Here is a 23,458-nt window from a genome sequence, read left to right as displayed (position 1 = left end):
AACCGCCAGCGGCCACATCGTGCCAATGGCGGCATCAGTCCACTGGCGGCGGAAGAAAAACTTAAAACCGTGTCCGGGATTAGTTGACCACTACAGTCGCTCTTGGTATGAGCGTAGAGGGGGAAGACGGATCTGTCGAAGATGGTCCTTCGCTGGCACCCTCACCCATCGCTTTGTTAGGGTAAAAAGCCCCTTTGCTAGACTGAAGGACTCAACCCTAGACAAAACAGGAGCACAAGATGACCGACAAAGACCCGAATAAAGGCTACGTCGCAATCCTCGGCTGGAGCCTCAATGCGATCAACGCGATTGATAACTTCGACCGGCGGTACATCATCGTGGCTCCGGACTGGGCGGAGGACTACGCCAGGGAACATGGAATTCCCTTCATCAGCTGGAACTTCGAACGTCTTAACGAGCGCTCCATGGAGATAGCCCACCGTCTGGAAGAGGAGGGGGTCGATGTGGCTATCCCTCTCTTTGAGGAAACGGTCGAGTGGGCCGGTGCCATTAACTCGGTACTGATGAAAAACCCGCGTCTGATGGGTCAGTCATTGCTGTTCCGCGACAAGGCGTTGATGAAGCGTCGTGCCCAGCTTGGCGGTATTCGTGTCGGCATTTTTGAGGAGGCGCATGATAAGGGGGATGTGATCCACTTTCTGCGTCGCGTTAACCAGGCATTGCTCAAGCTCGATGGCGATCCCAACGACCCGATCCATCTGAAAGCCTTCGATAAAGCCGGCTGCCTTGGGCATCGGATGATTCGCACTCCGGACGATGTGGATAACATTCCCGACGAGGAGTTTCCGGCGCTGATGGAGAGCCATCTTGATGGCTGGGAGTTTGCGGTCGAAGCCTTCATCAAGGATCGTAAGATCCATTTTCTGAATATCTCTGAATATGTAACCCTCGGTTACTCGGTATTCGTGCCGGCTACTCCTGATCTGGAGAAATGGCGTCCGCGCGTGGTTGAGGAGATTGAGAAACTGATCGAAACCTTCGATATCGATTTCGGCTTTATCCACCCCGAGTACTTCGTAACCAGCGACGGCAAGATGTACTTCGGTGAGGTTGCCTACCGACCGCCCGGCTTCAATGCCTTTGAGCTGATTGAGCGCGCTTACGGCTTCAACGCCTATCAGGCGATGGTGATGATGTTCGATCCCAAGACCACGGATGAGGAGATCGAGGGATTCTTCCCCGAGGAGGTTGTCGGTGCCAAAGGCCATGCCGGCTGTTTCGGGGTGTATCCTCGTCGACGCGTTATCAGCGAGTTGAAAATACCGGAAGCGACCGAAAACCATCCCTATTTCGAGTTCCATGAACTGCAATCACCGCTGCAGAACAAGGTGCCCAAGCGCAGTGCATTCGGTACGCACTGGGGGCTGGTCTACTTCTTTGGCGACGATCCCTATAAGATGAGGGATCTGCTCAAGGCACAGGAAGAGCTGGATTATTACCTCTGAGGACAGAAAAGGCACGCGAACGGTGACTATGGATTCCGCCCCGCATGACGAGCAGTTTCGACTGCTCGACGAAAAACTGGAACACGCGCTAACCCGGCTGGCGCAGTCGCGCCCCTTCGCTAAGGCGACCCATCAGGGGCCGTTACTGGAGTTGGCCGCGCGGATGATGTCGAAGCCCGGTGGTATTGAGCGTCTGTACCAGCTGGCTCCGAAAATGGACGACGCGGGGCTGTTCCTGGGGACTGACTGGGATCATCCATCGATGCTGTTGCCCAACCTGGTGCGCCATACCCTGGAGGTGGGTGATAAAACCACCATTGTGCTCGATTGCCTGTCTCAGCTCCGTCTGTTGGCCGTGGTGAATGATGCGCACCATCACCAGGGTACAACGGCTGAGCAGGCGCGCCACTTTTTAACCCAGGTGCTGGCGCTGAACCTGAACCAGCTGATCGGCGGCGGAGATGAAGCGCTGCGGGTGCGGCTGGGCGCGTTGGGCGAGGCGGTTGGCGAGCACTTTCGCTTTATTCTTGAACAGATCGGTTTTGACCAGATACTGGGTAATCTGGTCGATGAGATCTGGCGCATTCTGGCCCAGCGGCCGATTCAGGTAGCCCACGTTAAGGCGATGGTGACCCAGATCGCAATCGCCCTGAATCAGGGGATCTCCGATAGCGGCGAAAACCGTCTCGGCGCCGAGCGCCTGATCAGCGCGTTGTTCGGGCCCACACAGGGCTGTCTGGACGACCCGGGTATCGATGCGTACGTGGCGCGTCTTGAAACCATGGATCATCAGGGCCTGCAGCAGGAAGCCTACGGCTTCGCCCGTGCCATGCATGATGTGGGACTGGTGTCCGATTATCATGTGATCTACCTGCGCTGGCTGATTACCCAGGGACATACCCAGCTGATCCCGGATGCACTGGGGCTCAGCAGCACCGGGCTGGATGCCCTGAGGAGTTTTCAGGATCTGGTGCATCGGCTGATTCTGGACGCGATTCATCCCCAAACCGCACAGTGCGTTTATGGGCTCGCACTGTTGCTTGAGCGCGGCATCCTCTACTCCCAACCGATTGCGCCCGGGCTGTGGCGGCAGATCGGGTTGCAGCTGTCAGAGCGGACGGAAGGTATAATTGGCCAGGTTTTTGGTGATCAGCTGCCGGCCCGGGTCCATCTGCTGGCCGGTGTTATCTCGTTACTGGGTCAGCCGCTGGGTGTGGGGCAGGGCAATAACCCCACCTGTCAGTCGGTGCGGGCGATCTCCATGTGGTCTTACAATGATCCGGATTATCTGCTGCACCTGATCGCGCAGGCGGCGCGCTTTGACAGCATCCAGATGCATTTCGAAGGTCAAACCCTCAATTCAATCGAGCTGATGACGGGGCTGGAGCTGCCGCCACTGGATACCGATCCGGTGTCGCTGATTCTGGTACCGGCACTGGACCTGATCTACAAAGAGATGGGACGGCTCTGCGCCGAGCGGGGAGAGGATCCCCATCGCTGGATCAATCCCGAGTTTCATGGTTGGTGGGTTGGTCGGGAATTCAAGATTGCGGTCGATGTGGCCACCGGTAAAGTCAAGGATTATGAGACGTTCATCGGCCAGTTCTACGCCAGCTATCACCCGCTTTATAACGGTAATCAGCCGTTGATTCACCCCCAGCCCGCCGGTGTTGCGATCACCGACAGCGGCGCCCGTTTTGTGGGTTGGCACGCCATTACCCTGATCCGGATTGCCCTCGATCAGGAGGGTGTGATGCGGGTTTACTTCTTTAATCCCAACAACGACAGCGGTCAGAACTGGGGTAACGGTGTGATTGTTTCCACCCAGGGGCATGGCGAGCGCTTCGGAGAGGCCTCTCTTCCGTTTCCGCAGCTGCTCTCACGGCTCTACGTGTTTCATGATGATCCCGGGGGACCGATGGTGCGTACAGAAGCAGTCGTACCCACGGAAGAGCTGGAGGCAACCCGCCGGATGGCGCTGGAAAGCTGGGCCGCTGATCGTTAATCCCCTGTTTTCAGTGCGACCATTCAGTCGAGATGGGGTAGAATATCCCTGACTATCAACAGGGTGAGGCATGACTTTTACCGATCTCGAACGAGGCTTTGAGCTGGCAGCCGGGCTGCTTCAGGCACGTACCTACTTTGATCTGACGCAGAAGATGATCTCTCAGCTACTCATGCTGGAGGCTGTCAGTGAAGTTCGCTCCTATGAAGTCCTCGGAGATACCGGTAAACAGAATGACCAGGTGCAGAACAACCGAGACTTTCTGGTCCGGCGTTTCCCGCTAAGCCTGGATGCCGATTATGTCGACGAGAAAGCCGCTGTCGTTGAGCGGATTATTCGCGATAACCCCCATGGCATGAAGACCTTCGTGCATGAAGGGCACCCCTACAGCGCCATCTACCTGAGTCAGGATATGACGCCCAAGCGTCTGCTGCTCATATCCGGCCAGCCCGAGGGTTATGAGTTGGCGGTTTTCCGTGGACTGGCCAGGGTTTACGAGCAGTTGGTGCGCCTGCTCGATACCAAAGAGCGCGACCCGCTCACCCATATGCATAACCGGCAGACATTGGACCTGATTCTGGATCAGGTGCTGGAGTTTTATCGCCAACGGGATGATATTGATTCAAGCAGCCAATCCTGGATAGCCCTGCTCGACATTGATCACTTCAAGTCGATTAATGATAACTTCGGCCACCTTTACGGTGATGAAGTCCTGATCCACTTTGCCAACCTGATGGAAAAGTCCTTTCGTTACTCGGACTTCTTATTTCGTTATGGGGGTGAGGAGTTTCTCGTTATTATCAATCAAACCGACAAAGCCGGTGTCGATAAGGCGCTTGAGCGGTTCCGGGCCGCCGTCGAGGGGTATCAGTTCCCCTCCGGGGATGCGACTGTCAGTATCGGTTTTACGCAGGTTGATCACAACAAACCCGCTCACGCGTTGATTGAAGTGGCGGATCAAGCGCTCTACAAGGCGAAATCCAATGGCCGCAATCGTGTAGAGTATCTGAGTGAGTCGGAATTTGGTCCGGTTGTTCATGATGAAGTGGAGCTCTTCTGAGCGCCCGTATTTGACCCCTTAAAGATCACCGACACTTTTATTGCCCGCCGTTAAAAGAGGTTCTTATGAAAGAGTTTGCCTACGCAATGGCGCTGTGTTTTCTCATGCTGACACTCTGGAGCTTTTCCAAAATGCCGGGTGAAGCTGACATTAAAGCGGCTCCCGAGATGGCTGAGCAGCTTCGTCACGACCGCGAGGTGATGCAGATGATCTCTGGTGGCTCCGCACTTCTGGCGCTGGTGTGTGCCGGAGCCGGCTGGTTCTCCCGCTCCAGAGAGAGTGTCACCAAGAAACAGTTGGACTGATAATCGCTGACCGCTCAGGCCGTGCGTCATCCACGCACGACCAAGCGCCCGTCATGATCAGTGATGGGAATAGCGCCGGAGCGGGTGACCTTGACGGTGTTGCTCAAACCGACGCCCCAACGGCCGGGCAGACGCAGGCACAGTGGTAGATGAAAGACCATGTTCTCGGCCAGCTCCCGCGTTTGCCCTTTGGCAATGAAGCCGGTGCCTTCCACCCAGCTGGGTGGGAACTGCGCGCCTACCGAATATCCGAAGACCCCCGAGTGGAATAGATCCGCTCCCCGGCTGTCGAACGCTTGCTGAGCCTGTGCGGCGGCCTCTTCGAAGCGAACACCGGGTTTCATCGCCTCGCATAGTATGCGTTCCAGCTGATTGCAGAGCTCTGCAGCACTCTGAATCTCACGTTCCGGTGGGCCCAGCGACACCGTACGCATGATCGGCGCCGTATAGCGTTGCCAGACCGCCCCGAACTCCAGAAAGACTGATTCGCCTTTACGAACTGGATTACGCTTGTGATTGACATGGATGATACCGCTGCGTGGCCCGGCTGTGACGATGGGCGCGAGACTGAAAAATTCGCTGCCGGCCGCATGCATCGCTTTGGCACCCTCGGCAGCGATTTCACTGTCGGTAATACCGGGTTCTATAGCATCAATAGCGGCCTCTAAGCCCAGTGCCGATATCCTGGCACTCTGTGCAAGGCAGTCTAACTCCCTGGCGCTCTTGACCAGTCGAAGCCCCGCCATTAAATCGAAGGCTGAATCGTGAAAATGCTCACTGCCAAGGCGCAACTGAAGCGGGTGGATAATGCCATAGCGCAGGCCGGGGGAAGAACCGTCGAAGGCGATCGCCCGGCAGTTCGACAACGAGTCTGACAGCGGGGTTAGCACTTCATCGAGCTGTTCCCATCGATAACCGACCACTTCATCGACCTGAGCGGTCACAACGGCGGGCCCCGTTTCAATGGACGCGACCTGCAACAGGGTATGGTTATCGGTGACCACCAACGCCGCATGTACCGATACTTCGAACGTGTGATAGCCGCACAAATAGAAAATATCGGCGGGAGAGGTGAGCAGCAGTGCGTCCAACCCCTGCTGCTGCATCTCCTTGCGAGCCTGTCTCAGGCGAGCGTCAAACTCTTCCTTGGGAAAAGGCAGTTCACTGCCCCGATGTGCGGCAGCCAGTGTCCTGTAGTAGTCCTTGTGATCCATGAGCAAAGCCCCCGTTGCGGATAGATTCCTCCCAGTGTAGACGTTGTGGTAGCGTAGGAACTTAACGCCCATGATGAAAGGGCTCGGCTTTTAAACCGGCAATGTGATCTGTATCACGGCAAACAGGCGTAGCAGTGGGAGATTAGCCGCTACACTTAAACCGAGCTGTGATCCCTGTAGTGGTCGACTTTGCCGGTGATACGGCCTACCTCCCGATATTTGAACAGGCCGCTGCGCGTTGGGAAGAGGTCATTACCGGCGACCTGCTGGATGTGGCGAGCACTCCTTTCGGCCCCGTGGATGATCTGTTGATTAATGCGTCGGTCGTCGCCATCGATGGCGAGTCAGGCATCCTTGGCCGAGCGGGTGCTGACTATTTGCGCACTGACGGAACGCTGCTTCCGATCCACGGCATCATGCAGTTTGACTCTGCCGATATGGCCTACATGCAGTCCCAGGGAACGTTGGAGGATGTGATTCTGCATGAGATGGGCCATGTACTCGGTTTTTCGAGCTGGTTCTTCTCCAGCCGGGGGCTGAGCAGCGGCACACAATATACCGGTGAGTCAGCCTTGGCGTACTACGAGTCACTGACCGGCCAGACCCAGTCATATATACCGCTGGAGAACGATGGTGGCTCAGGTACAGCTTACTCCCATTGGGAAGAGAGTATCTTTGATACCGAGCTGATGACCGGCTATGCAGAAAATTCGCCGCCCATGCCACTGAGCGTACTGACCATCGGCGCGCTGGAGGATCTTGGGTACACCGTTGATATAACCCGGGCCGATGACTTCACCCTGAGCGGCGCCGGTCTTACGGGCGTTGGCGCGCAAATGCCCGAGAACCCTGTCGGTGGTGAACTGGGCTTGCAGTCCATCTCCACTGAGCAGGCCGCGACCTTTGCCGGGGCAAGCTACACCTACGCCGCTGATAAAGCATTGATTCTGACAGCCGAATCGGGTGCGGATAAGCTTGAGGGCGTCCTGACTCAGTTCACCGAGAATGCCGTTTACTTTATTGAATCCATATCCGGTCAAAATCAGACTGTAAGGTTGGATGGCACCTTCGAGAAAAACAACCCGGATAGCCTGTCTGACCTCAAGGGGTGGGTGGACCAGATCACCTTCTTCTCCGGTATCTTCGAAACAGAGCAGTCGTTGGCCTATGAAGAAAGTGTAAGCGTTGACGCTGTCCTGAGTGACTGGCTGGCCGCGGATAGCGCCGAGAGCAACTGGATCAGCGTTGAGAATGATGGCAGCTTCGACGACAGCATCGCAGCCGGAGCGGGCGACGATCGTATCGACACCGGTAACGGTAACGACACGGTTACCTATGAAAGCGCTACATCCAACTACGTTGTTTTCGTAAACCCGGAGAACAGTGCCCAGTACGTTACCATCGATCTGGATAGCAAAGATCTCGATGAAGGGCGTGACGTTCTGGAAAACGTCGAAAACCTCAGCTTCAATGGCGAACGTGTTGCAATCGACTCTGCGGTTTCAACGCTGCAGATTATCGACGACGACGCCTTTCATTGGGATGCCGAGATAGGTCTGCCCAACAGCAGCACGATCTCGGCATCGGAAGCCCAGCTCTATCGCACCTACTTTGGTGCCCTTCAGCGCCAACCCGATGATGGTGGCTACACCTGGTGGCTGAATGAGATCGAGTCGGGCCGAGAAGACCTGAAAAGCATGGCCGCCGGGTTCCTCTGGTCTGAAGAGTTTCTGGGATATGTGGATGCTCTGGATGGCAACACCATTAACAATGAGGTGTTCCTGACCCATATGTATGAAGGGGTCTTTGGGCGAGCGCCAGATGGCGAAGGCTACCAGTGGTGGTTGGATGAGCTGGAGTCCGGAAAGCGCACCCAAGTGGACGTACTCGTCGATATGACACAGTCCAATGAATACGTGGAACTGACGATGCTGGGCGCGGTTGATTACCTCTATGGCAGCTACAGTGCGGTTTGAGCCTGAGAGCCGCATGGTTTAGGCCGTGCGGCAGATTTCCCCATCTACGCTTTGTGGGTGGTAAGCTACGGGGCTGTAGCGTAAATCTTGCCAATTTTTGCCATTGAGTCTATTCTGAACGCTATGAGTACGATGAATATATCCCTGCCAGACTCCCTTAAAGGCTTCGTTGATGACCAGGTCAGCCAGCGTGGCTTTGGCTCGAGCAGCGAATATGTGCGTGAACTGATTCGAAGGGATCAGGATCGAGCCCAGCTCCGCAGTTTGCTGCGCGAGGGGGGGGAGTCGCCGGTAGTGGCTGAGGCTGATCAAAACTACTTTGATGGTCTGCGCGACCGTATTCGCCAGCGCAAGTGAAGGTCAAACCAGCTCATTTACGCGAGAAGGCATCCAACGACGTAGATCTCGCCATCGAATATTACCTTTCTGAAGCCAGAGAAGAGATCGCGATGGGCTTTGTCGATGCGCTTGAGAAAGGGCTCAATCACATCGGTCGTCATCCCAGGTCTGGCTCAACATTTTATGCCCATGAGCTCAACTGGCCCGGTTTGAAAAGCTGGCCTTTGAAGCGGTATCCCCATCTCGTATTTTACATGGAGCAACCCAAACATATCGATGTTATCCGCGTACTTCATGATCATCGCGATCTCCCTCATTGGGTGCGGAAGTATGAAGAGTAACGGGGTAGAACCCCTTCCTATCTGAAGCCGAGTGAGGACGTTTGATAATTGTAATCTGAAGGTGTAGCCGAAGCTCTGTCTAAGGATGCAAGAGAGCCCACGACTTGAGTTTCTCTCGGAATCGAGAGTTGAGTAGTCTTTTACCGAGCGCTGCTATGTGAGGTAACTCTGGGTGGTAAATTAGCCTGCGCTTACAAAATATAAGCCACTGTTTTTAAACGAAAATAATCGCCTAAAAGATATTTGGTGGAGGTGGCGTCTACCGAAAAGAATCTATAAAGATTTGATATTTAAGGATTTAATGCTTTTTTTAGTTGGAATGTACCCCTTTTTGTACCCCCTTTGGATGCGGGTTAGGTAACCTCCTGATTTTACTTGGAAAAACCGCACAGTTGACGTCCAGTAGCTGATCTCTTGGGCTTGCGCTGGGCTGAGCCTCGGCAGTTATTGGTGGCGTTCGATATTGATCCTGGCCGCGCGTATACAGCTTTGCCAATGTGACGCAGCCTTGCCGAATCTTCTAGTGGCGCTGTTCAGCCAGACGATGGGGTAGATCGCTTCCAGCGGCCGCTGCTGCTCAGGGATCAGTTGGTCAGTAACACCGCTGATAACGGCTTCCGAAACCTCTAGGCCGTACATATCCTCAACATGAGCACGGATATCCCGGTAGCTCATGCCGAGGGCAAACATTGAAAGTATCTTGCAGTCGATCTGGTCAGTGAGTTTTGTCTGGTCCTTCTTCACGAGTTCGGGCTCAAGCGTCCCCGCTCGATCACGTGGTATATCCACTTCAAAGCTGCCGGTGGCGGCCTTGATGGTCTTGCGACGGCGGTTGGGTTGTGTATCGCCGGTAAAATGCTGATCAAACTCTGCACTCAGCACCACTTCCGTCGGCTGTTTGATCAACGAACGTGGCAGAACGCCATCCTTGCCGGTCAGGTCTTTGCCGGAGCGGAGCGTTTCAAGTGCTTTGTCGAAGTCGAAATTATCAGCCAGGTGTCATCACCGCTTATGGTATGCTGCTGAAGTGACGAAAGTTTCTAAGCACTACCCTTTATGATTGTGATTTTTTTTTCCAACGCTTTTGGCAGTGGTTCGAGTACATTTGTGATCATCTCGCTTAACTTTTCGGCATCATGCGGTTCCGGAGCTGTAGCGTTCTCCATAAGTAGGCTATACAAGCCGCTCGCTGCTGTGACTGCCTTACTGAGTTGATCTTGTAACTCTTGCTCTTTTCGTTTCGCAGGGGGATCGATGCTCAAATCGCTGTCTATCTTCCTTCTTAATTGCTTGCTTCGCTGGGAGTAAGCATCCTCCAGTTCATTTTTCAGATGCGCTCTAGTCTGAGCTCGGAATTCTTCAGCGTCCTCAATAAGCTGGCGTACAACGTCAGTCTTCGTTGTGTTTCGCGCGTTCGCAAGGGTTGCTAGGGCTCGATGAGTGTCGATATCTAACAGAAATGATGTGGGTTTAAGGTTCTTCTTGTTTCTGAAGTTGGCGTTTCTCCACCCCGACTTTAAGCGGCCTAAACGTTCATGGTTCTCGTATCGAGAATCATCTGCATTATCAATTAATTTTAAAACATGATCGTATTCGCTCCTGGCAGGTTCTGAGGTTGCTGAATGTGGCACCAACTCGACGGCGGGGCCGCGTGCTTGAGATAGAGGGTGTCGCTTCAGATAGTCGATAGCCCAGTTAGCTTTTGTTGTCTCGGACGGTTGGCACCAGGTTTTAAATTTCCCCAGAAGTATTTCTCCCACGTTGGACCCTCTCAAGCTATTACTCGGACGTTAAAAATAGTATAAATTTTCATGATTAAATATGCGAAAAATGTTGCAGTGCTGTTAACGTTAAAAGTAACGTTAAATGAAATGTTTCACAAATGGTACGTATCTAATAATGTGATATCCGATGTTTTCGGCGTGAACTAGCCGGTTGGCATGTGCTAATGTTAACCAGATCTGAGCATAATCCTGGAAGCTGCTTACCGCCTCTCAATTCGATGCGATCTATCTATGCCCGAGTCTCAAGCCAGTGAAATCCCCCGTCGATTATTGGATGTTTTTTGCTATCTCAGCGAGGCTGGCGCCGCTTGCGGCAGCAGTGCGGGCATGGATAGTGTCTGGTCGTGTCTAGCGGGTCTCAGCTCTGAAGAACGCTATTTTTGTTATCGGTTTCTCGCTCTCCCAGGGCTTGGCAAGCCGCCGCATTCCATTTACCGGTCGGTACGGGAGTTGAGTCGGCTGTGCGAAACGCGATCGGAAGTTGTGGGTTCGGCCCTAGGCCAGCTACAAGAGTCAGGGCTAATTCGACGTGTTTATGAATATGAGGGGGCAGGTCGGCGGCAGGGAAGAATCGAAATTGGAGGCTTGCTCGAGCTCTTGGGCCGAGAAGCGATAACGGCGCGCAATCCAGTACTGTATGAATACCAACGGCAGATACTCATCCCGGCGCAGGGTACCAACCCAGGTAAGGAAAAGCGTGTCTCGGGGTTGCGGCGTCGTGATCGTTGGCTGCTAGCGATGTTGTTGGAGTACGCCGATCAATTTGGTCTCATCACGGATCTGGCGATGTCTCAGATAGAGCGGTTAATGGGTCTGGATAAGCTTCGGGTACGGAACCAGTTGAGGCGACTTGAAAGATTGGGCTTCATCTCAATTGTGGCGCGTGGGTTCAATGAAGCTACGGTCATTAAGCACCAAACATCCATTTATCTGGTCAATCTGTTACACGTGGAATTTTCCTCCGTCCAGTACGAGCTTTTCAAAGTACGGTGGACGACGCACATTGTTGACGATGACCATTTTCGACGCGTCGGAGGAACAGAACAGATGATGGCAGCTAGGCGGCTCGGCGATATCGCATTTGGTACTCATCTCCGTCGAGGAAATGTGTTTGGGAAATATCTGTCTCGTATCGGAAATCGGTCCGTCTGGGCGTTTTTTTGGGCCCAAGTGGATATTCTGGCGTCAGCGCTACTCAATGGTATAGCTGCAACGCATAGTGAGGAGTGGCCAAAGTCTTTGGCATCATTTCTGATGTTTTTGCGAAATGGCGAAAAATTTGCTCATGCCGACTCAATTCTCGATAACCTGACTGAAAAGGTCCAATCGCCTGGTCTTGAGAGCTCCCCTGAAAGATGGAGGGGGCATGCTCGGGAAGAAATTTTGTACGAAGCTGCTAATCAGGCGTGGCTGCACATATGTGTGCTACAGGCCCTCCAACAAGAAGTCGGAGAATTATGTGAATTATCATATTTTCAGTTACTTATAAGGCCCTACACAGATTTGACTTTAACACGTAAGCCCCAGGGGGAAGTTTGGGTGCTTTGCAAGCGAAAGATTGAGTGTCAGGGATGTACTCTGCAAGTAGTTAGAGGGCTAAGGGGGGAGCTCGAAACTGAGTGGGTCGAAAATTTACAGGATGAGGATCGAGTGGTAGCTACGTAATTTTGCACATCTCATCTCCATCTCATGAGTCAATAAGCTCTAAGGAGATGAACCATGAGATTGCTTCGCCGACCAGAAGTCCAACGTATGACCGGACTGTCCCGCTCCACCATCTACCGTCTGATCTCCGAAGATCAGTTTCCCCCACCAATCAACCTGGGAGGTAACTCGGTCGCCTGGATCGAGCATGAACTCGAACAATGGATTCTGGAGCGCATCGAACAGCGAGACCTTGCGCTGGATCGCAACGCCTGACCTACCCCTATCGTGGCCACCGGTACGCCGGATGGTTTTATGCCTATCCCAACGTAATACTTTCCTCGAGTGACAGTCTGCCGGAAAATAGCAGCCCGCGTCGGGCTTTTGATTAATCCGGTGCAGTGATTCCCGGTCACTGGTTTTCGGTAGTAGTAGTATCTAAATCACTACAAGATAAACCCTACCTATCCCACTCATACCATAGACATTCATCCATACCCATGACTATCAACGCCTTCAACGAGGCGACTGGTACTCAAGGTGGATGCGTATCTGTGTGCCTGGGCGACAGACTGCACTTGAGGCTTTGATAATGGAGAGCCCCATGAATCAACGCCTACCTGCTAACCCCAATCTACGGATCTACACCACCCCTGAATACCGAGGGATGCCGATACAGGCGAATACCTCCCAACCCTGCCTGGAGGAATACTTGGACAGAGCGTACCGAACTCTGGAACGCACGAAAAAGGAGTACAAACGCATCTTTGCGGCGCGCATCGATCTGCGCTATCCAGCTGAAGGCGCGCGAGGAAGACAAAACGATAACCATGTGATGGAGCGTTTCAAAAAAGCCCTGGATGCCCGGATACAGGCGAGGTCAGCACGGCGCGATAGCCTGGGTAAAACGGTGCATCCCTGCCGGGTACGGATGATCTGGGCTCGAGAACAGAGCGGCTCTAAGGCCCCTCACTATCACCTGGTTTTATTGTTCAACCGAGATGCCTATTTCAGGTTGGGTAGCTATGCGCCTGAGGCGGATAACCTGCTTACGCTGATCCGTCAGGCCTGGGCCTCTGCATTAAGTTTACCGGAGGGGGAGTCGCTCGGGCTGGTCCATGTGCCTGAGAATGCCGAATACTGCCTGAATGCACGTGAGGACTACCGGGGTGAATGTGATCTGTTTTACCGGATCAGCTACCTGTGTAAAGCCAGGAGCAAAACCTTTGGGAACCGACACCACTGCTTCGGGGCATCGACCCGCTAGAGCCTTGGCGATGTGATTAGAATGGGAGGTCGAACGAGGGCGGTATGTAAGGCGTATCACTGGCATCGTACAACGTCAGTAGTCGCTTGAGCGTATCTTCCGTCGGGCGCTCCTGTTCTGCGATACGACGGGCGATTGGCTCGGAGACCTTCAGTTGCTCCATTAATGTGCGAATCAGCAATGGACAGTCTGAGTGAAGCTCTGACTGCAGATCGTCCTCGGTTCTTAGTGCGATAGCTTGCGCGTGGGTGTGAGTCATCGAACGCCCTCCTTGGTCGCGATGGACTGTGTATCGGCCGGGAGATTCCTGACTTGAGCGACAACATCTCTGTCATTGCAGCCCTATGGTATGCGCGGCCCTGCCGTGTGCAGACCAAGAAGGGAGACAAACCATGCCATTACTACAAGAGATCGCCGATCAGTTTGCTCAACAGAACGATATACCCGCTGCCAGCTTTCAGGAGTGGAAAGGGATGGAGGTGGCCTACAGCAGGCAGAGTGACACCGAGTATCCGGCACTGCCTGCAAATTCCCGGGAAAAGGGCCGCGCGGAAACGGAGTTGCCGTACCGGGATCCCGTGGATGAACTGATGCGTGATGCCATCAAAGTGCGCCGTGCCCAGCAGATGACCCAGGCCGATTTTGCCCGCCACATGGGGATCAGTCCGCGAACCCTGCAGGATTGGGAGCAACGTCGACGCCGTCCCAGTGGCGCCGCCCGCACGCTGCTACGCCAGATGATCGATCGCGCCTTATCCGGCTAACCACCCGCGATATGTAAATCCTTACATCGCAGTCCCATCGTTTGAAGGAAAGCTGCACGCATAACCTCTAGACGCTGCACAGCCCAATGCTTCGTGTTTGACCAATCCAGAGCCCTACCCGGGCTCTGCTTCCCCGTGCAGTCACTACGGCGGAGCGTGCCTTTCCCATTAAACCGACTCATCTGAGTCACAACACCCTTTCATTCGCACACCCTGCAGCGCCAGGCCTTTATCCGTGCTGGCGTGCGTCCGTGTGTGCACAGGAGTTCAATACAATGATCCGCTTTACCCCTAATACTGACCAACAGAATGCCCTCAACGCGATCCAGCAGTTTTTGCAGGATCCGTACTGTGATGCCTTCGTCCTTCGCGGCGGTGCCGGGACCGGCAAAACGACGATAGTGCCTTACATTCTGGAGATGGCGTTGCAGCAACAATTTGCGATCACGATGCTCTCACCGACAGGGCGTGCGTCGAGGATTATGCAGGACAAGGTTAATGCAGGTTTTAGTCAGTCCAGCGGCTATCAGATCCCGACCCAGACCCTGCACAAATTTCTCTACTATCTCGGGAATATGCGCTGTGCGGATCACGCGGTCGATGATGGCGAACCGCTAATCGACCGTTATTTCCCGGCGCGTCAAAATGATCCCGAGGTGGATCTGCTGATTATTGATGAAGCCTCCATGGTGGGAGACAAACCCATGCGTCAGCAAGGGCTCGCTTTCGGGAGTGGTCGGGTGCTGTCAGACCTGATCCGCTACGTGCGAGAACAGGATGCGACCCGACCGGCTGGGCGTCCAGTCAAGTTGATCATCATCGGTGATCCCGCCCAACTTCCCCCGGTTGGTGATGCCTACTCCCCGGCCATGGCACCGGACTACCTGAATCAGGTGTTTGGTCTACAGGTCCAGTGTTACGACCTCACGCAGGTGGTCCGCCAGAAAGGCGATAGCGCATTGCTCGAAATCGCCACGGCCCTGCGTAATCAGATAGTGGACGGTGTTCCCAACGTCTATCCGTTGCAGGTTAACTACCGTGATATTCAGGCCGCGAGTTTTCATCAGGCGGTGGATCTCATTGCTCAAAGCGTCGTAGGGGAACAGTCTGCGGTGGCGGTTGCTCGGACGAACCGACGGGTGCAGGAATATAATGAAGCGGTGCGTGCCACGCTCTACCAGCAATGGGACGGTCCGATGTACCCCGGGGATCGGCTGTTGGTGATGCGCAACAACCGGTTGAGTGGCTTGCAGAATGGGGATCTGCTCAGTGTGCACTATCTGTGTGATCAGCCGGAGGTCTTTCATATCCCCTACGGCAAGGAAAGCATAGAGCTACGCTTTCGCCAGGCGAGCGTGGGGTTGATACACCAGGGGCGGGTTCAGGATGAGCGAGAGTGCCTGATCCTCGAAAACCTGTTGGATACGCCGACCGCTCAGCTCGGTGAGCGGGAAGAGTGGGCCTTGCAGCAGCTGTTTATGCAGCGACATCCCAAGGCCACATCGGGCAGTCAGGCTTATCTGGAAGCCCAGGCTGAGGACCCTTATCTGAATGCCCTGGTCGTCAAATACGGCTACGCGATGACCTGTCACAAAGCACAGGGTGGCGAGTGGGGGCAGGTGATCATCGATTTGTCGGGCGGAGAGATGTTTCCGCCAGAACAGCTCGACCGGTGGATCTACACAGCGATCACCAGAGCATCGGAGCGGGTCATTTTAGTGAACCCGCCGCACGCGGCTTACGCGAGCTGACAAGAAAAAAAGAGAGGGTAGTGCTCGAGTGAAAAGGCGGCCCCGAAGAGCCGCCTTGTTTACCGTCGAACCATCTGGATAGCGCGTGTTGCTGACTCAAATCAGCCCTTGTTCCGCGAAGGACGTATACCCCTCGCTGCCGACCACGACGTGATCGATCACCCGCACCTCCACCGTGTTCAGCGCATGGCTGAGACGCTGGGTTATCAATTTATCCGCCTGGCTGGGTTCCGTCTCACCGGAGGGGTGATTGTGAACCAGAATGACGGCGGCGGCATTGGCCAGCAGGGTCTCTTTAACCACCTCCCGTGGATAGATGCTGGCGCTGTTGATGGTGCCCCGGAACAGCTCCATGAATCGCAGGATCCGGTGGCGGTTGTCGAGCAGCAGGAGGCCGAACACCTCATGCTGGTAATCCAGCAATAGAGTTTGAAGAGCACGGCGTACTTCCTCGGGGTTACTGAGTGGTCGACCGCGTGCCAGTCGGCGCCGAGCGAGCTTCTTGGCCAGGTCGAGCAGTTCCGCTTCAGTGACGGCATCGGGTACCACGTAGGTACCCGGTTCCTCACCGGCGATTAAACGTGCCAGTGCCATAGGTGGTCCTCCTAGGCTGCGATGAGTGAATGTGGATTGGTAGCGAACTGTTCAGCCAGTTGCCATAGCGCTCGGTTGAGTCGCACATCCTCCTGAACGGATCGGATCGCCCGGGTACGCACACGACGGCCACTGGCGGCTCGTCCAGGGATGCCGCCCTTGAGCAGGTTCTCCTGTATCCGGTTGAACACGTGCCAGAGATCGCGTTGCTGATCTTCGGGGCGACGCGCGGCCAGGATCGAGTCGATGGACACGGGACTCAGTTGCTCCCAGTCTTGGCCATAACGCTGATAGAGCGCGCCTTGAGCGAACAGCAGGGCTTCGTCTCGCTCCAGCTGGGTGGCTCGAAAACGCTCCACGGTATTCGCGACTTGAGGTGCCTGGTCAACCAAGGCCACAGAACCTTCCAGGATCTGGTCCACCACCTGACGGCCATGGCGAACACGGATGCCACCCAGGTCACCCACCGGGGTGACCATGCCGTTGCTACAGACCAGCCGGAAAAGACCCAGGTCTAACTGGTAGGCGGCTGAGCGGTCGTGGCTGTTGGTCAGGACCAGTTCAGCGACGCTGTCACCGACCTGTATCTGGCGTTGGGGATCCTGCCGGAAACGAATCAGGTGGCGGGCGACTGACTGACGCTCTGGTTGGCGTGTCCGGGTCTGTTGTGCCCGCACGGGATACCAGCCTTCCGCTTCCAGGGCATCGATGACCTGGATCGTTGGGACAAATCCATAGCGTTGGGATACAGCGCTATCCGGTGTGCGGGCGAAGATAGCAGGGGCTTCACGGAAGAGTTGATCGTGGTTGAGATAAGTCGTCATGGTTGTGTACTCCTGAATGTTACCCACAACAACGCCCTGTCCGTTCTCTCAGACAGTGATGCGCGTATTGGGGCGGGTTAGAAAATGCGTGAGCGCCGGTGTCAGTGGCGTGAAGCGGGTCGAGTAGCGGCTGAGGTTGATCGCGTGGTGCGAGTGGCTCGTGGCGTGATCGGTTGTGCCGGTTTCGCCGGTCGCAGAGTGGATAGTGTGTCGGGCTGTTGCGCCTCGGACGGATGGGTGAAGTCCGGTACCGGCTCGGCCTCCGTGGAAGCCGTTGGATAAAACTCCTCCAGCACCGACGGCAGATCCTCTTCCTGCTCCTCAAAAGCTCCCTGGCTGAATCCGACTCGGGCTGCTTCATCCAGGGCGGCCTGATCGAAACCTGCGGATTGGCGTTTCTCTGCCAAGGTTTGAGCTGCGTTCAAGGCCTCTTCCAGCGAGAGGCCGTCACGCAGCGTCAGGTCCACAAAGTAGATCGGTGTGCCATGGCTCTGACGCGTCGACTTGCCGCGCAACCGTAACTCCAGTGGCAGGCAGGCCAGCAGCCCGTTTGATAGTGCACTCAAATAGGCCAGGCGAGCCGCCAGGGTCCGGATACTGTTGAACCCGGTGGTGCGGTAGATAAAGGTCCCGATGGGATCGGCCTCCCCAATCACCACATTGAGCCGGGCAAAGGGCTTACAGTGCCCGCCCTGAGCCAACTCGCAGCTATCGGGCCCCGGACAGGGCAGGGTGGCCATGCCCTCCTGAGTACGGCGCCGACACTGTTCGCCATCGCCCACGCAAAGGGGACGGGCTGTCTCTCGATCAAAGAGCGCATACTCCACCCGGAGATTGAGTGCCGGATCGTTAAACGGCAACTGCACCGGGATCCGTCGTAACTTGTCCGATTGCTCCTCCCGCAGTTGTTTATCCAGTGGATGCAGTAGCCAGCCCTCCCGGGACTGGAGCTGGGTGGTGATCGTGAACTGATCATCCTTCTGTGGCAGACGCTTGCCATCGCGCTCGACCACCTTGCCGATGGAGATGCGCCCCAACACCGGGGGCGTGATAACAAAGCCTTTCAGCATGGTGAACCTCCAGACATAAAAAAGCGCCGACCCCTTGTTGGGATCAGCGCTGTTATGAGTTTAAAAAGTGACGTGACGAGAGAGGGGGGAGTCAGGATCCCGTCGACTGAGCATGGAGCAGAAAGCGCCGACTACCCGGTTGAACACGCTGGTACTGTTCAACCCAGTCCGGGTGCTCGGATTTGAGCCTCTCCAGATCGACACTGCGGCGATCGGCACTGCGCTTCCAGGTAATCCGCCCGGTAGGAAACAGCGCTTCGCTGGCTTCCTTCATCGCTTGCTGGAGTCGCTGCTTGAGCCGAGCTTCCTCTTTATGACCGGCCTCCAGTTCGGTGCGCAGCTGTTGCAGCTGTGCAAAGGATCGAGCCAGCGGTAGATCGTCGGTGAAGTCCACTACCTCATGGTTGTCATGAGGATAGAGCTGGCGCAGTGCGCGATCAGCAGAGTCACTGCCATCGGCGTCCGGAGGCGTATCCGACTCCACCAACGCCCAGAATTGATGCTCAAGGTGGATCAGTCGTTTGATCAGCGCCTCATCCCGCTCCAGGCGATAGATCCGCAGTTCTTGACCAGCGATCAGCACGGCCACATCAGCGGCCTGTTGTCCGGTGACCGCCAGCTGATGCATCACCTGTAACTGCACGTAATGGGGGACGCCATCACGCCAGAGTTTGGCGCCGTTCAGGCCCGCCGTTTTACACTCCAGGATCTGAACCTCATCGGAGCCCACCACCTGTCGATCCAGGTTAGCCAGCATCCAGGGACGATCCGGATGCTGCAGGACCGCATTGACGCGCCGCACTTTAAAACCGGTGCGTTTGGCGTAGTGCTCGGCAACGATAGGTTCCAGTACATTGCCCCAATACACGGGGCTGTCCACCGTACCGTCCAACACAGGCTCATCCCCAGGGTCACGCCCGGTTTTATCCATCCAGAGCGCGAGCTTGGACTGATAGGGATTGAGGCCTACCGCAGCTGCAGCATCGGACGCGCCGATACCAGACTGGCGCACCCTTAACCACTCTGAGCGGTCCAGCGGACGGGTATCAATCAATCGGTGCGCCTGGCCGTGACGCCGGGTACCGGCACTCGACTGTGAAGCGCTGAATGCTGGGTTTTTATGCAGAGGCACCACCGGGGAGCCCGGGGTTTTGGATAGAGACTGAGACATATAAACCTCCCGATGACAGACAGCTGTATACAACGCAGGCCGAACGGCGGCCCACGCAGTGATCCCAGATCCGGGTTGCTGTCGTCAGAGTGAAAAAGAAATTGAAAGAAAGAAGTGCGCTGACACTGTGGTCGGCGATGTTGTTGAGCTAGAGCGAGTTGGTATCAGTCGGCGCTAGCATGAAAGCAGTGGCCACAGTCGGTGCACTCGTAGTTATCGAGCACCTCGTTATCAAACTCTTCACCGAGCTTGGCCCCGGCAACGCCACCGGCCGTACCGCCAACCAGCCCACCGAAGAGGGCACCGGCCAGTGTGCCGATGGCAACGCCCACTGGACCCGCTACCGATCCAACAGCGGCACCGGCCTGGGCGCCGCTTAAGGCACCGGCCGCTCCGGTTGCCGTACCGGCTATAGCTCCGGCTGTACCGCCGACCTTGCGTCCGACGTTACGGGTAATCACCTGATGGGACTCACAGACAGGACAGTAAATAGACATGATCAAACTCCTGTATCGATAAGGGAATGAGGCAGCTAAGGGGCTGCTTCAGTGGGGTAATACAGGGCTGAAATTATTTTGATTAGAGTTAGAAATTTCTCGAGAGGGGGTGACAGTCGGGGAGGATGAAAGTTGGCGACATAACTTGTCGTCTGAATGCTTCATGCTTTGGGTAGAACTGATCCGAAGGAGGGGCACCATGAATTTTCGCAACATACAGACTTTAGGACCGGCCAACACGCCTTCAGGTCTTCGGAGATGCTCGCCGTTTTCTGGTCTTAGATCCGTTTTTTTACTGATATTGATTGTGGTGTTTTTGAGTGGCTGTTACACGTGGAGGGAAGAGCGTAGCTTCCGCCGAGAATGTCATCTCAATGGAGGCACTCCCGAGTTTCATCGAACCAATCTGGGGCTGACAACCGGAATGCGTTGTCGCTACGATTGATCACCGTAAACGCGAGCTAGACAGAGGAGGTCGGCATGAGCACGCGACAGGATACGCTATTCCGGTACTTGGCTATGCTGCAGCTTATCCCGCGCTCTCCGGGCTATCGAGCAACAACGACGTTGCAGACGTTACTGGAGGAACGTGGCTTCAAGGTAGATATACGCTCTATTCAGCGCGACCTGGAGAAAATGTCAGCGCATTTTCCGTTGATCTGCGACCGTGAGCGAAGACCTTTTCGTTGGGCGTTCGACCCTGATTTCAAAAGTTCTCTGCCTGCCATGGATACGCCCACCGCATTGACATTAGTACTGGCTCAAGAATATCTCACCGGTCTATTGCCGCAAATTGCGGTGGACCAACTGGGCAGCCAGTTCCAAAATGCACGTAAATATCTGGATGGGCTGGAGCGTAATGGCTTTGCTCATTGGACCGAATACGTCAAAGCGATCCCGAATGGTAAAGCGCTGATTCCAGCGCCACTACAACCCGATGTCTGGCCATTGGTAACTGATGGGTTACTGAATGGTTATGCGGTGGATGTCGAGTACCTAAGCCGCACCAAAAACAGCATTAAAACCTTCACTCTCCACCCGATGGGCCTGGTCGCCAAGCACAGCGTGACTTACCTGCTAGCGACGGTGAACGACTACGAGGATATCCGGCAGTTTGCCCTGCATCGTATTCAGACGATCCGCCAAAGCGATAAAGCCTTCCGGCCCCAGCCCGATTTCTGTGTCGATCAGTATGTGGCTCAGGGCGCTTTTGGCTATCCCGAATCGGAAGGCTGGGTGAGGCTCAAGGCCCGAGTCCGATCGGATGTGGCCTGGCTGCTCTCAGAAACCCCCGTGAGTGAGATGCAGACACTAGAAAGTACCAGCAGCGATGGGTGGATGCTACTAACCGCTGAAGTACCAAACGACCAGCAAACTCAGTGGTGGCTGCAGGGCTTTGGTTCCGCCATTGATGTACTTGAGCCTTTAAACTGGCGAGAAGCGATCCACCGTCAGGCGCGGGAGATACTGGGTCTTTCAGACTAACGCGACGTGATCTGTCGCTTCGTGCTTATACAGTGCTCCGAGCTGAATTAACGCAAAGGAGCTTAGGCATGAACAAGGCAATGATGCTATCCCTCACCGTTTCCACTGCACTTCTGGCCGGTTGTGCTGGCAGTGCCAATCACGATGTTCTCAGTGCTAACCAGGCTGGAGACGAAGGACTGAGCTGTCGTCAGATTGACGATGAAATAGTTCGTGCTCAGGTGGTGATCGATGGGGTGAACGAAGATAAGGAAGACATCAGCGGGGCCGATGTTGTTGATGGCGTCCTCTGGTTCCCGTTCAATCTGATCGCCAAACACGGCAACTACAAAGCGGCACTGGAAGCGGCAGATAGCCGAATCGGTCGTCTGCAAACCATCAAGAGAGAGAAGGGGTGCGGTGGTATGAGTGTGGCTCAAAAAGATGCAGCTGTTACCGAGCTGACCGACAAACTGGCTGAGCTGACACGTCTTCATGAGTCGGGCATGCTCAGTGATGACGAATACAGTGCGGCCAAGCGCAAGGTGTTGGGGTTGTAATGCCAATGCGGAAGACGCTATGGATTAGCTGGTTGTGAGTAGGTCGTTGTCTGTGGCCGCAACGGCCAGCCTACGTAATCTCAAGCTTGACAAAATAGAGGGGGACGCGACAGTGGGTAGCAACGGATTTGACGAATTAGATAAAGTTCTTAGCGAAGTACAGCTGGCCCTATCAGAGCTGGAGGGCGCTCTGGGAGAGATCAGCTTTGATCCTGATGATCCCGTGAGTATTGAGGCTGCGATTCAGGATATGTATCGAATGGTGGATGAGAAAACCGAGGGCTACTCTTCTAACGAGGTTGTTCAATCCTTGGTAGAGCAAACGAAAGAGGGTTTGCGTGAGCAAATTATCCAGCAGGCTGGTCGGGCCCGACTAGCATCTGATGGAGGTGAGTAATGGCACAAGACCTCTTTCAAGAAATCAATCATGCGGTGCTAGATCTTCAGGGCTCTCAACTACAGACCTATGAACGTCCACTAAAACAGCTTGCTAGCCTGTTAGATCACCCCGATTTGCGAATGTATAACTCAGACCTAACTAGGGGCGTGGATCTGGAAGCATTCCTTGCAGAGAGCAATCAGACTGGCGGCAGTATGGTCGGTAGTAAACGTCTTCAATGGCCTGATAGCAACGAAGATTGCTTGGGACTGACGTTGTTACTGATACAAAAACTAGGGGCAGATCCGGACTATGCAGTGAACTTTGCTCATGATTTTTATTACTCAGGTAATAAAATAATTTCGGGAATACACTCCCTGACTGGGCAGCTTATCATCCCCTTCATTCGTGACTATAAAAAACACATTCAGGCCAAGGGAGAGACGGAGGTAGTACTGAACAACTCCCTGTCACGTAAGGTATTCATCGTACATGGACATGATGAGGGTGCACGCGAGATGGTGGCCCGTTTTCTAGAGAGAATCGACTTCGAGCCGATTATTCTTCATGAGCAGGCTAACCAGGGAAGAACCGTCATTGAAAAGGTGGAAAAACATGGCGATGTTGGCTTTGCTGTGGTGCTCCTTACTCCTGATGATGAGGGGCGAGTAAAGGGTGGGGATTGGCAGACCCGTCCACGGCAAAATGTGCTGCTGGAACTTGGGTATTTCATTGGCAGGTTAAAGCGTGAACGAGTTTGTGCGCTGAAACGGGGGGACCTGGAAATTCCCAGCGATTTTGCCGGAGTGGTTTGGGAAGTGATGGATGTAGCTGGCGCTTGGAAGCAAGCTCTTGCTCGGGAGTTGAGTGCGGCCGGTTACAGTATCGATTGGAATAGGGTGATGCGCTGATCTCTGTTTGGGGTATTGTGAGCGTATAGTCAGTTAGCCTGCCGGTTCAGAGGCTGTTATCATCATTTTTAT

At 54.8% G+C, this 23,458-nt stretch carries 25 protein-coding genes; 16 read left to right on the top strand and 9 right to left on the bottom strand.

Annotation, left to right across the window (positions count from 1 at the left end):
* The first annotated feature begins 239 nt into the window (after positions 1 to 239).
* The 4 genes from G403_RS0105530 (at position 240) to G403_RS0105515 (ending at position 4,836) form a co-directional block, all read left to right on the top strand.
* A complete protein-coding gene (locus G403_RS0105530) occupies positions 240 to 1,466 on the top strand; it encodes an ATP-grasp domain-containing protein (protein ID WP_027853110.1) in 1,227 nt (408 codons plus the stop codon).
* Positions 1,467 to 1,494: 28 nt separating this feature from the next.
* Positions 1,495 to 3,471 (top strand): hypothetical protein, encoded by a 1,977-nt coding sequence (locus G403_RS0105525; protein WP_036232651.1) that lies wholly within the window; start codon positions 1,495 to 1,497, stop codon positions 3,469 to 3,471.
* Positions 3,472 to 3,541: 70 nt separating this feature from the next.
* Positions 3,542 to 4,531, top strand: coding sequence for a GGDEF domain-containing protein (locus G403_RS24375; protein WP_051298581.1), 990 nt, complete (start codon positions 3,542 to 3,544; stop codon positions 4,529 to 4,531).
* A 65-nt stretch (positions 4,532 to 4,596) separates the two neighbouring features.
* Positions 4,597 to 4,836, top strand: coding sequence for a hypothetical protein (locus G403_RS0105515; RefSeq protein ID WP_027853108.1), 240 nt, complete (start codon positions 4,597 to 4,599; stop codon positions 4,834 to 4,836).
* 26 nt (positions 4,837 to 4,862) lie between these two features.
* Here G403_RS0105515 and G403_RS0105510 read toward each other — a convergent pair whose 3' ends face one another.
* A complete protein-coding gene (locus G403_RS0105510) occupies positions 4,863 to 6,050 on the bottom strand; it encodes a M24 family metallopeptidase (RefSeq protein WP_027853107.1) in 1,188 nt (395 codons plus the stop codon).
* 167 nt (positions 6,051 to 6,217) lie between these two features.
* Between G403_RS0105510 and G403_RS24370 the strand changes: the two genes are divergently transcribed.
* The 3 genes from G403_RS24370 to G403_RS24860 all read left to right on the top strand — a co-directional run bounded on the left by G403_RS24370 (position 6,218) and on the right by G403_RS24860 (position 8,706).
* Positions 6,218 to 8,026, top strand: a complete 1,809-nt coding sequence (locus G403_RS24370) for a DUF4214 domain-containing protein (protein ID WP_051298578.1) — start codon at positions 6,218 to 6,220, stop codon at positions 8,024 to 8,026.
* Positions 8,027 to 8,158: 132 nt separating this feature from the next.
* On the top strand, positions 8,159 to 8,383 hold the full coding sequence (locus tag G403_RS0105500; protein WP_211232649.1) for a type II toxin-antitoxin system ParD family antitoxin: 225 nt from the start codon (positions 8,159 to 8,161) through the stop codon (positions 8,381 to 8,383).
* The gene (locus G403_RS24860; RefSeq protein ID WP_084403945.1) at positions 8,380 to 8,706 is read left to right on the top strand and encodes a type II toxin-antitoxin system RelE/ParE family toxin; all 327 of its coding nucleotides are present in this window, start codon (positions 8,380 to 8,382) and stop codon (positions 8,704 to 8,706) included. Before G403_RS0105500 ends, G403_RS24860 begins: the two co-directional genes overlap by 4 nt.
* A gap of 444 nt (positions 8,707 to 9,150) precedes the next feature.
* On the opposite strand, the gene G403_RS22300 is transcribed toward G403_RS24860, so the two are convergent.
* Both G403_RS22300 and G403_RS0105480 read right to left on the bottom strand, forming a co-directional pair.
* On the bottom strand, positions 9,151 to 9,702 hold the full coding sequence (locus G403_RS22300; RefSeq protein ID WP_084403944.1) for a transposase: 552 nt from the start codon (positions 9,700 to 9,702) through the stop codon (positions 9,151 to 9,153).
* Between the two features lie 44 nt (positions 9,703 to 9,746).
* Complete coding sequence (locus tag G403_RS0105480; protein ID WP_027853104.1) at positions 9,747 to 10,466, bottom strand: hypothetical protein; 720 nt, start codon at positions 10,464 to 10,466, stop codon at positions 9,747 to 9,749.
* 351 nt (positions 10,467 to 10,817) lie between these two features.
* Between G403_RS0105480 and G403_RS0105475 the strand changes: the two genes are divergently transcribed.
* From G403_RS0105475 to G403_RS0105465, 3 genes are all read left to right on the top strand, one after another.
* Positions 10,818 to 12,155 (top strand): hypothetical protein, encoded by a 1,338-nt coding sequence (locus tag G403_RS0105475; protein ID WP_156899645.1) that lies wholly within the window; start codon positions 10,818 to 10,820, stop codon positions 12,153 to 12,155.
* Between the two features lie 54 nt (positions 12,156 to 12,209).
* Positions 12,210 to 12,410 carry a helix-turn-helix transcriptional regulator gene (locus tag G403_RS0105470; RefSeq protein ID WP_027853102.1) on the top strand — a complete coding sequence of 67 codons (201 nt, stop codon included), beginning with the start codon at positions 12,210 to 12,212 and terminating at the stop codon, positions 12,408 to 12,410.
* A gap of 328 nt (positions 12,411 to 12,738) precedes the next feature.
* Positions 12,739 to 13,401, top strand: a complete 663-nt coding sequence (locus G403_RS0105465; RefSeq protein ID WP_036232648.1) for an inovirus Gp2 family protein — start codon at positions 12,739 to 12,741, stop codon at positions 13,399 to 13,401.
* Positions 13,402 to 13,417: 16 nt separating this feature from the next.
* On the opposite strand, the gene G403_RS0105460 is transcribed toward G403_RS0105465, so the two are convergent.
* The gene (locus G403_RS0105460) at positions 13,418 to 13,660 is read right to left on the bottom strand and encodes a GAT domain-containing protein (protein WP_027853100.1); all 243 of its coding nucleotides are present in this window, start codon (positions 13,658 to 13,660) and stop codon (positions 13,418 to 13,420) included.
* 133 nt (positions 13,661 to 13,793) lie between these two features.
* Between G403_RS0105460 and G403_RS25625 the strand changes: the two genes are divergently transcribed.
* Both G403_RS25625 and G403_RS0105450 read left to right on the top strand, forming a co-directional pair.
* Positions 13,794 to 14,165, top strand: coding sequence for a helix-turn-helix domain-containing protein (locus G403_RS25625; RefSeq protein ID WP_036232646.1), 372 nt, complete (start codon positions 13,794 to 13,796; stop codon positions 14,163 to 14,165).
* Between the two features lie 275 nt (positions 14,166 to 14,440).
* Entirely contained in the window at positions 14,441 to 15,916 is a 1,476-nt protein-coding gene (locus G403_RS0105450) for an ATP-dependent DNA helicase (protein ID WP_027853099.1), read from the top strand.
* Between the two features lie 96 nt (positions 15,917 to 16,012).
* Here the strand turns inward: G403_RS0105450 and radC are convergent, their stop codons facing one another.
* The 5 genes from radC to G403_RS0105425 all read right to left on the bottom strand — a co-directional run bounded on the left by radC (position 16,013) and on the right by G403_RS0105425 (position 20,072).
* A complete protein-coding gene (gene radC / locus G403_RS0105445) occupies positions 16,013 to 16,510 on the bottom strand; it encodes a RadC family protein (RefSeq protein WP_027853098.1) in 498 nt (165 codons plus the stop codon).
* An 11-nt stretch (positions 16,511 to 16,521) separates the two neighbouring features.
* Positions 16,522 to 17,334 (bottom strand): DUF932 domain-containing protein, encoded by an 813-nt coding sequence (locus G403_RS22290; protein ID WP_051298576.1) that lies wholly within the window; start codon positions 17,332 to 17,334, stop codon positions 16,522 to 16,524.
* Between the two features lie 101 nt (positions 17,335 to 17,435).
* Positions 17,436 to 18,404, bottom strand: coding sequence for a recombination directionality factor (locus G403_RS22285; RefSeq protein ID WP_051298574.1), 969 nt, complete (start codon positions 18,402 to 18,404; stop codon positions 17,436 to 17,438).
* A 91-nt stretch (positions 18,405 to 18,495) separates the two neighbouring features.
* Positions 18,496 to 19,575 carry a YqaJ viral recombinase family nuclease gene (locus tag G403_RS0105430; protein ID WP_084403942.1) on the bottom strand — a complete coding sequence of 360 codons (1,080 nt, stop codon included), beginning with the start codon at positions 19,573 to 19,575 and terminating at the stop codon, positions 18,496 to 18,498.
* A 164-nt stretch (positions 19,576 to 19,739) separates the two neighbouring features.
* Complete coding sequence (locus tag G403_RS0105425) at positions 19,740 to 20,072, bottom strand: hypothetical protein (RefSeq protein WP_027853096.1); 333 nt, start codon at positions 20,070 to 20,072, stop codon at positions 19,740 to 19,742.
* A 480-nt stretch (positions 20,073 to 20,552) separates the two neighbouring features.
* Between G403_RS0105425 and G403_RS0105420 the strand changes: the two genes are divergently transcribed.
* The 4 genes from G403_RS0105420 (at position 20,553) to G403_RS0105405 (ending at position 23,386) form a co-directional block, all read left to right on the top strand.
* A complete protein-coding gene (locus G403_RS0105420; protein WP_027853095.1) occupies positions 20,553 to 21,557 on the top strand; it encodes a helix-turn-helix transcriptional regulator in 1,005 nt (334 codons plus the stop codon).
* A 68-nt stretch (positions 21,558 to 21,625) separates the two neighbouring features.
* Entirely contained in the window at positions 21,626 to 22,096 is a 471-nt protein-coding gene (locus tag G403_RS0105415; protein ID WP_027853094.1) for an SHOCT domain-containing protein, read from the top strand.
* A gap of 34 nt (positions 22,097 to 22,130) precedes the next feature.
* On the top strand, positions 22,131 to 22,493 hold the full coding sequence (locus G403_RS0105410) for a hypothetical protein (protein ID WP_245578207.1): 363 nt from the start codon (positions 22,131 to 22,133) through the stop codon (positions 22,491 to 22,493).
* Complete coding sequence (locus tag G403_RS0105405; protein WP_027853092.1) at positions 22,493 to 23,386, top strand: TIR domain-containing protein; 894 nt, start codon at positions 22,493 to 22,495, stop codon at positions 23,384 to 23,386. Before G403_RS0105410 ends, G403_RS0105405 begins: the two co-directional genes overlap by 1 nt.
* Positions 23,387 to 23,458: the final 72 nt, after the last annotated feature.

It is taken from the genome of Marinobacterium litorale DSM 23545 (assembly GCF_000428985.1).
In the GTDB taxonomy this organism is placed as follows: Bacteria; Pseudomonadota; Gammaproteobacteria; order Pseudomonadales; family Balneatricaceae; genus Marinobacterium_D; species Marinobacterium_D litorale.
This window is presented reverse-complemented; position numbering and strand designations above follow the sequence as displayed.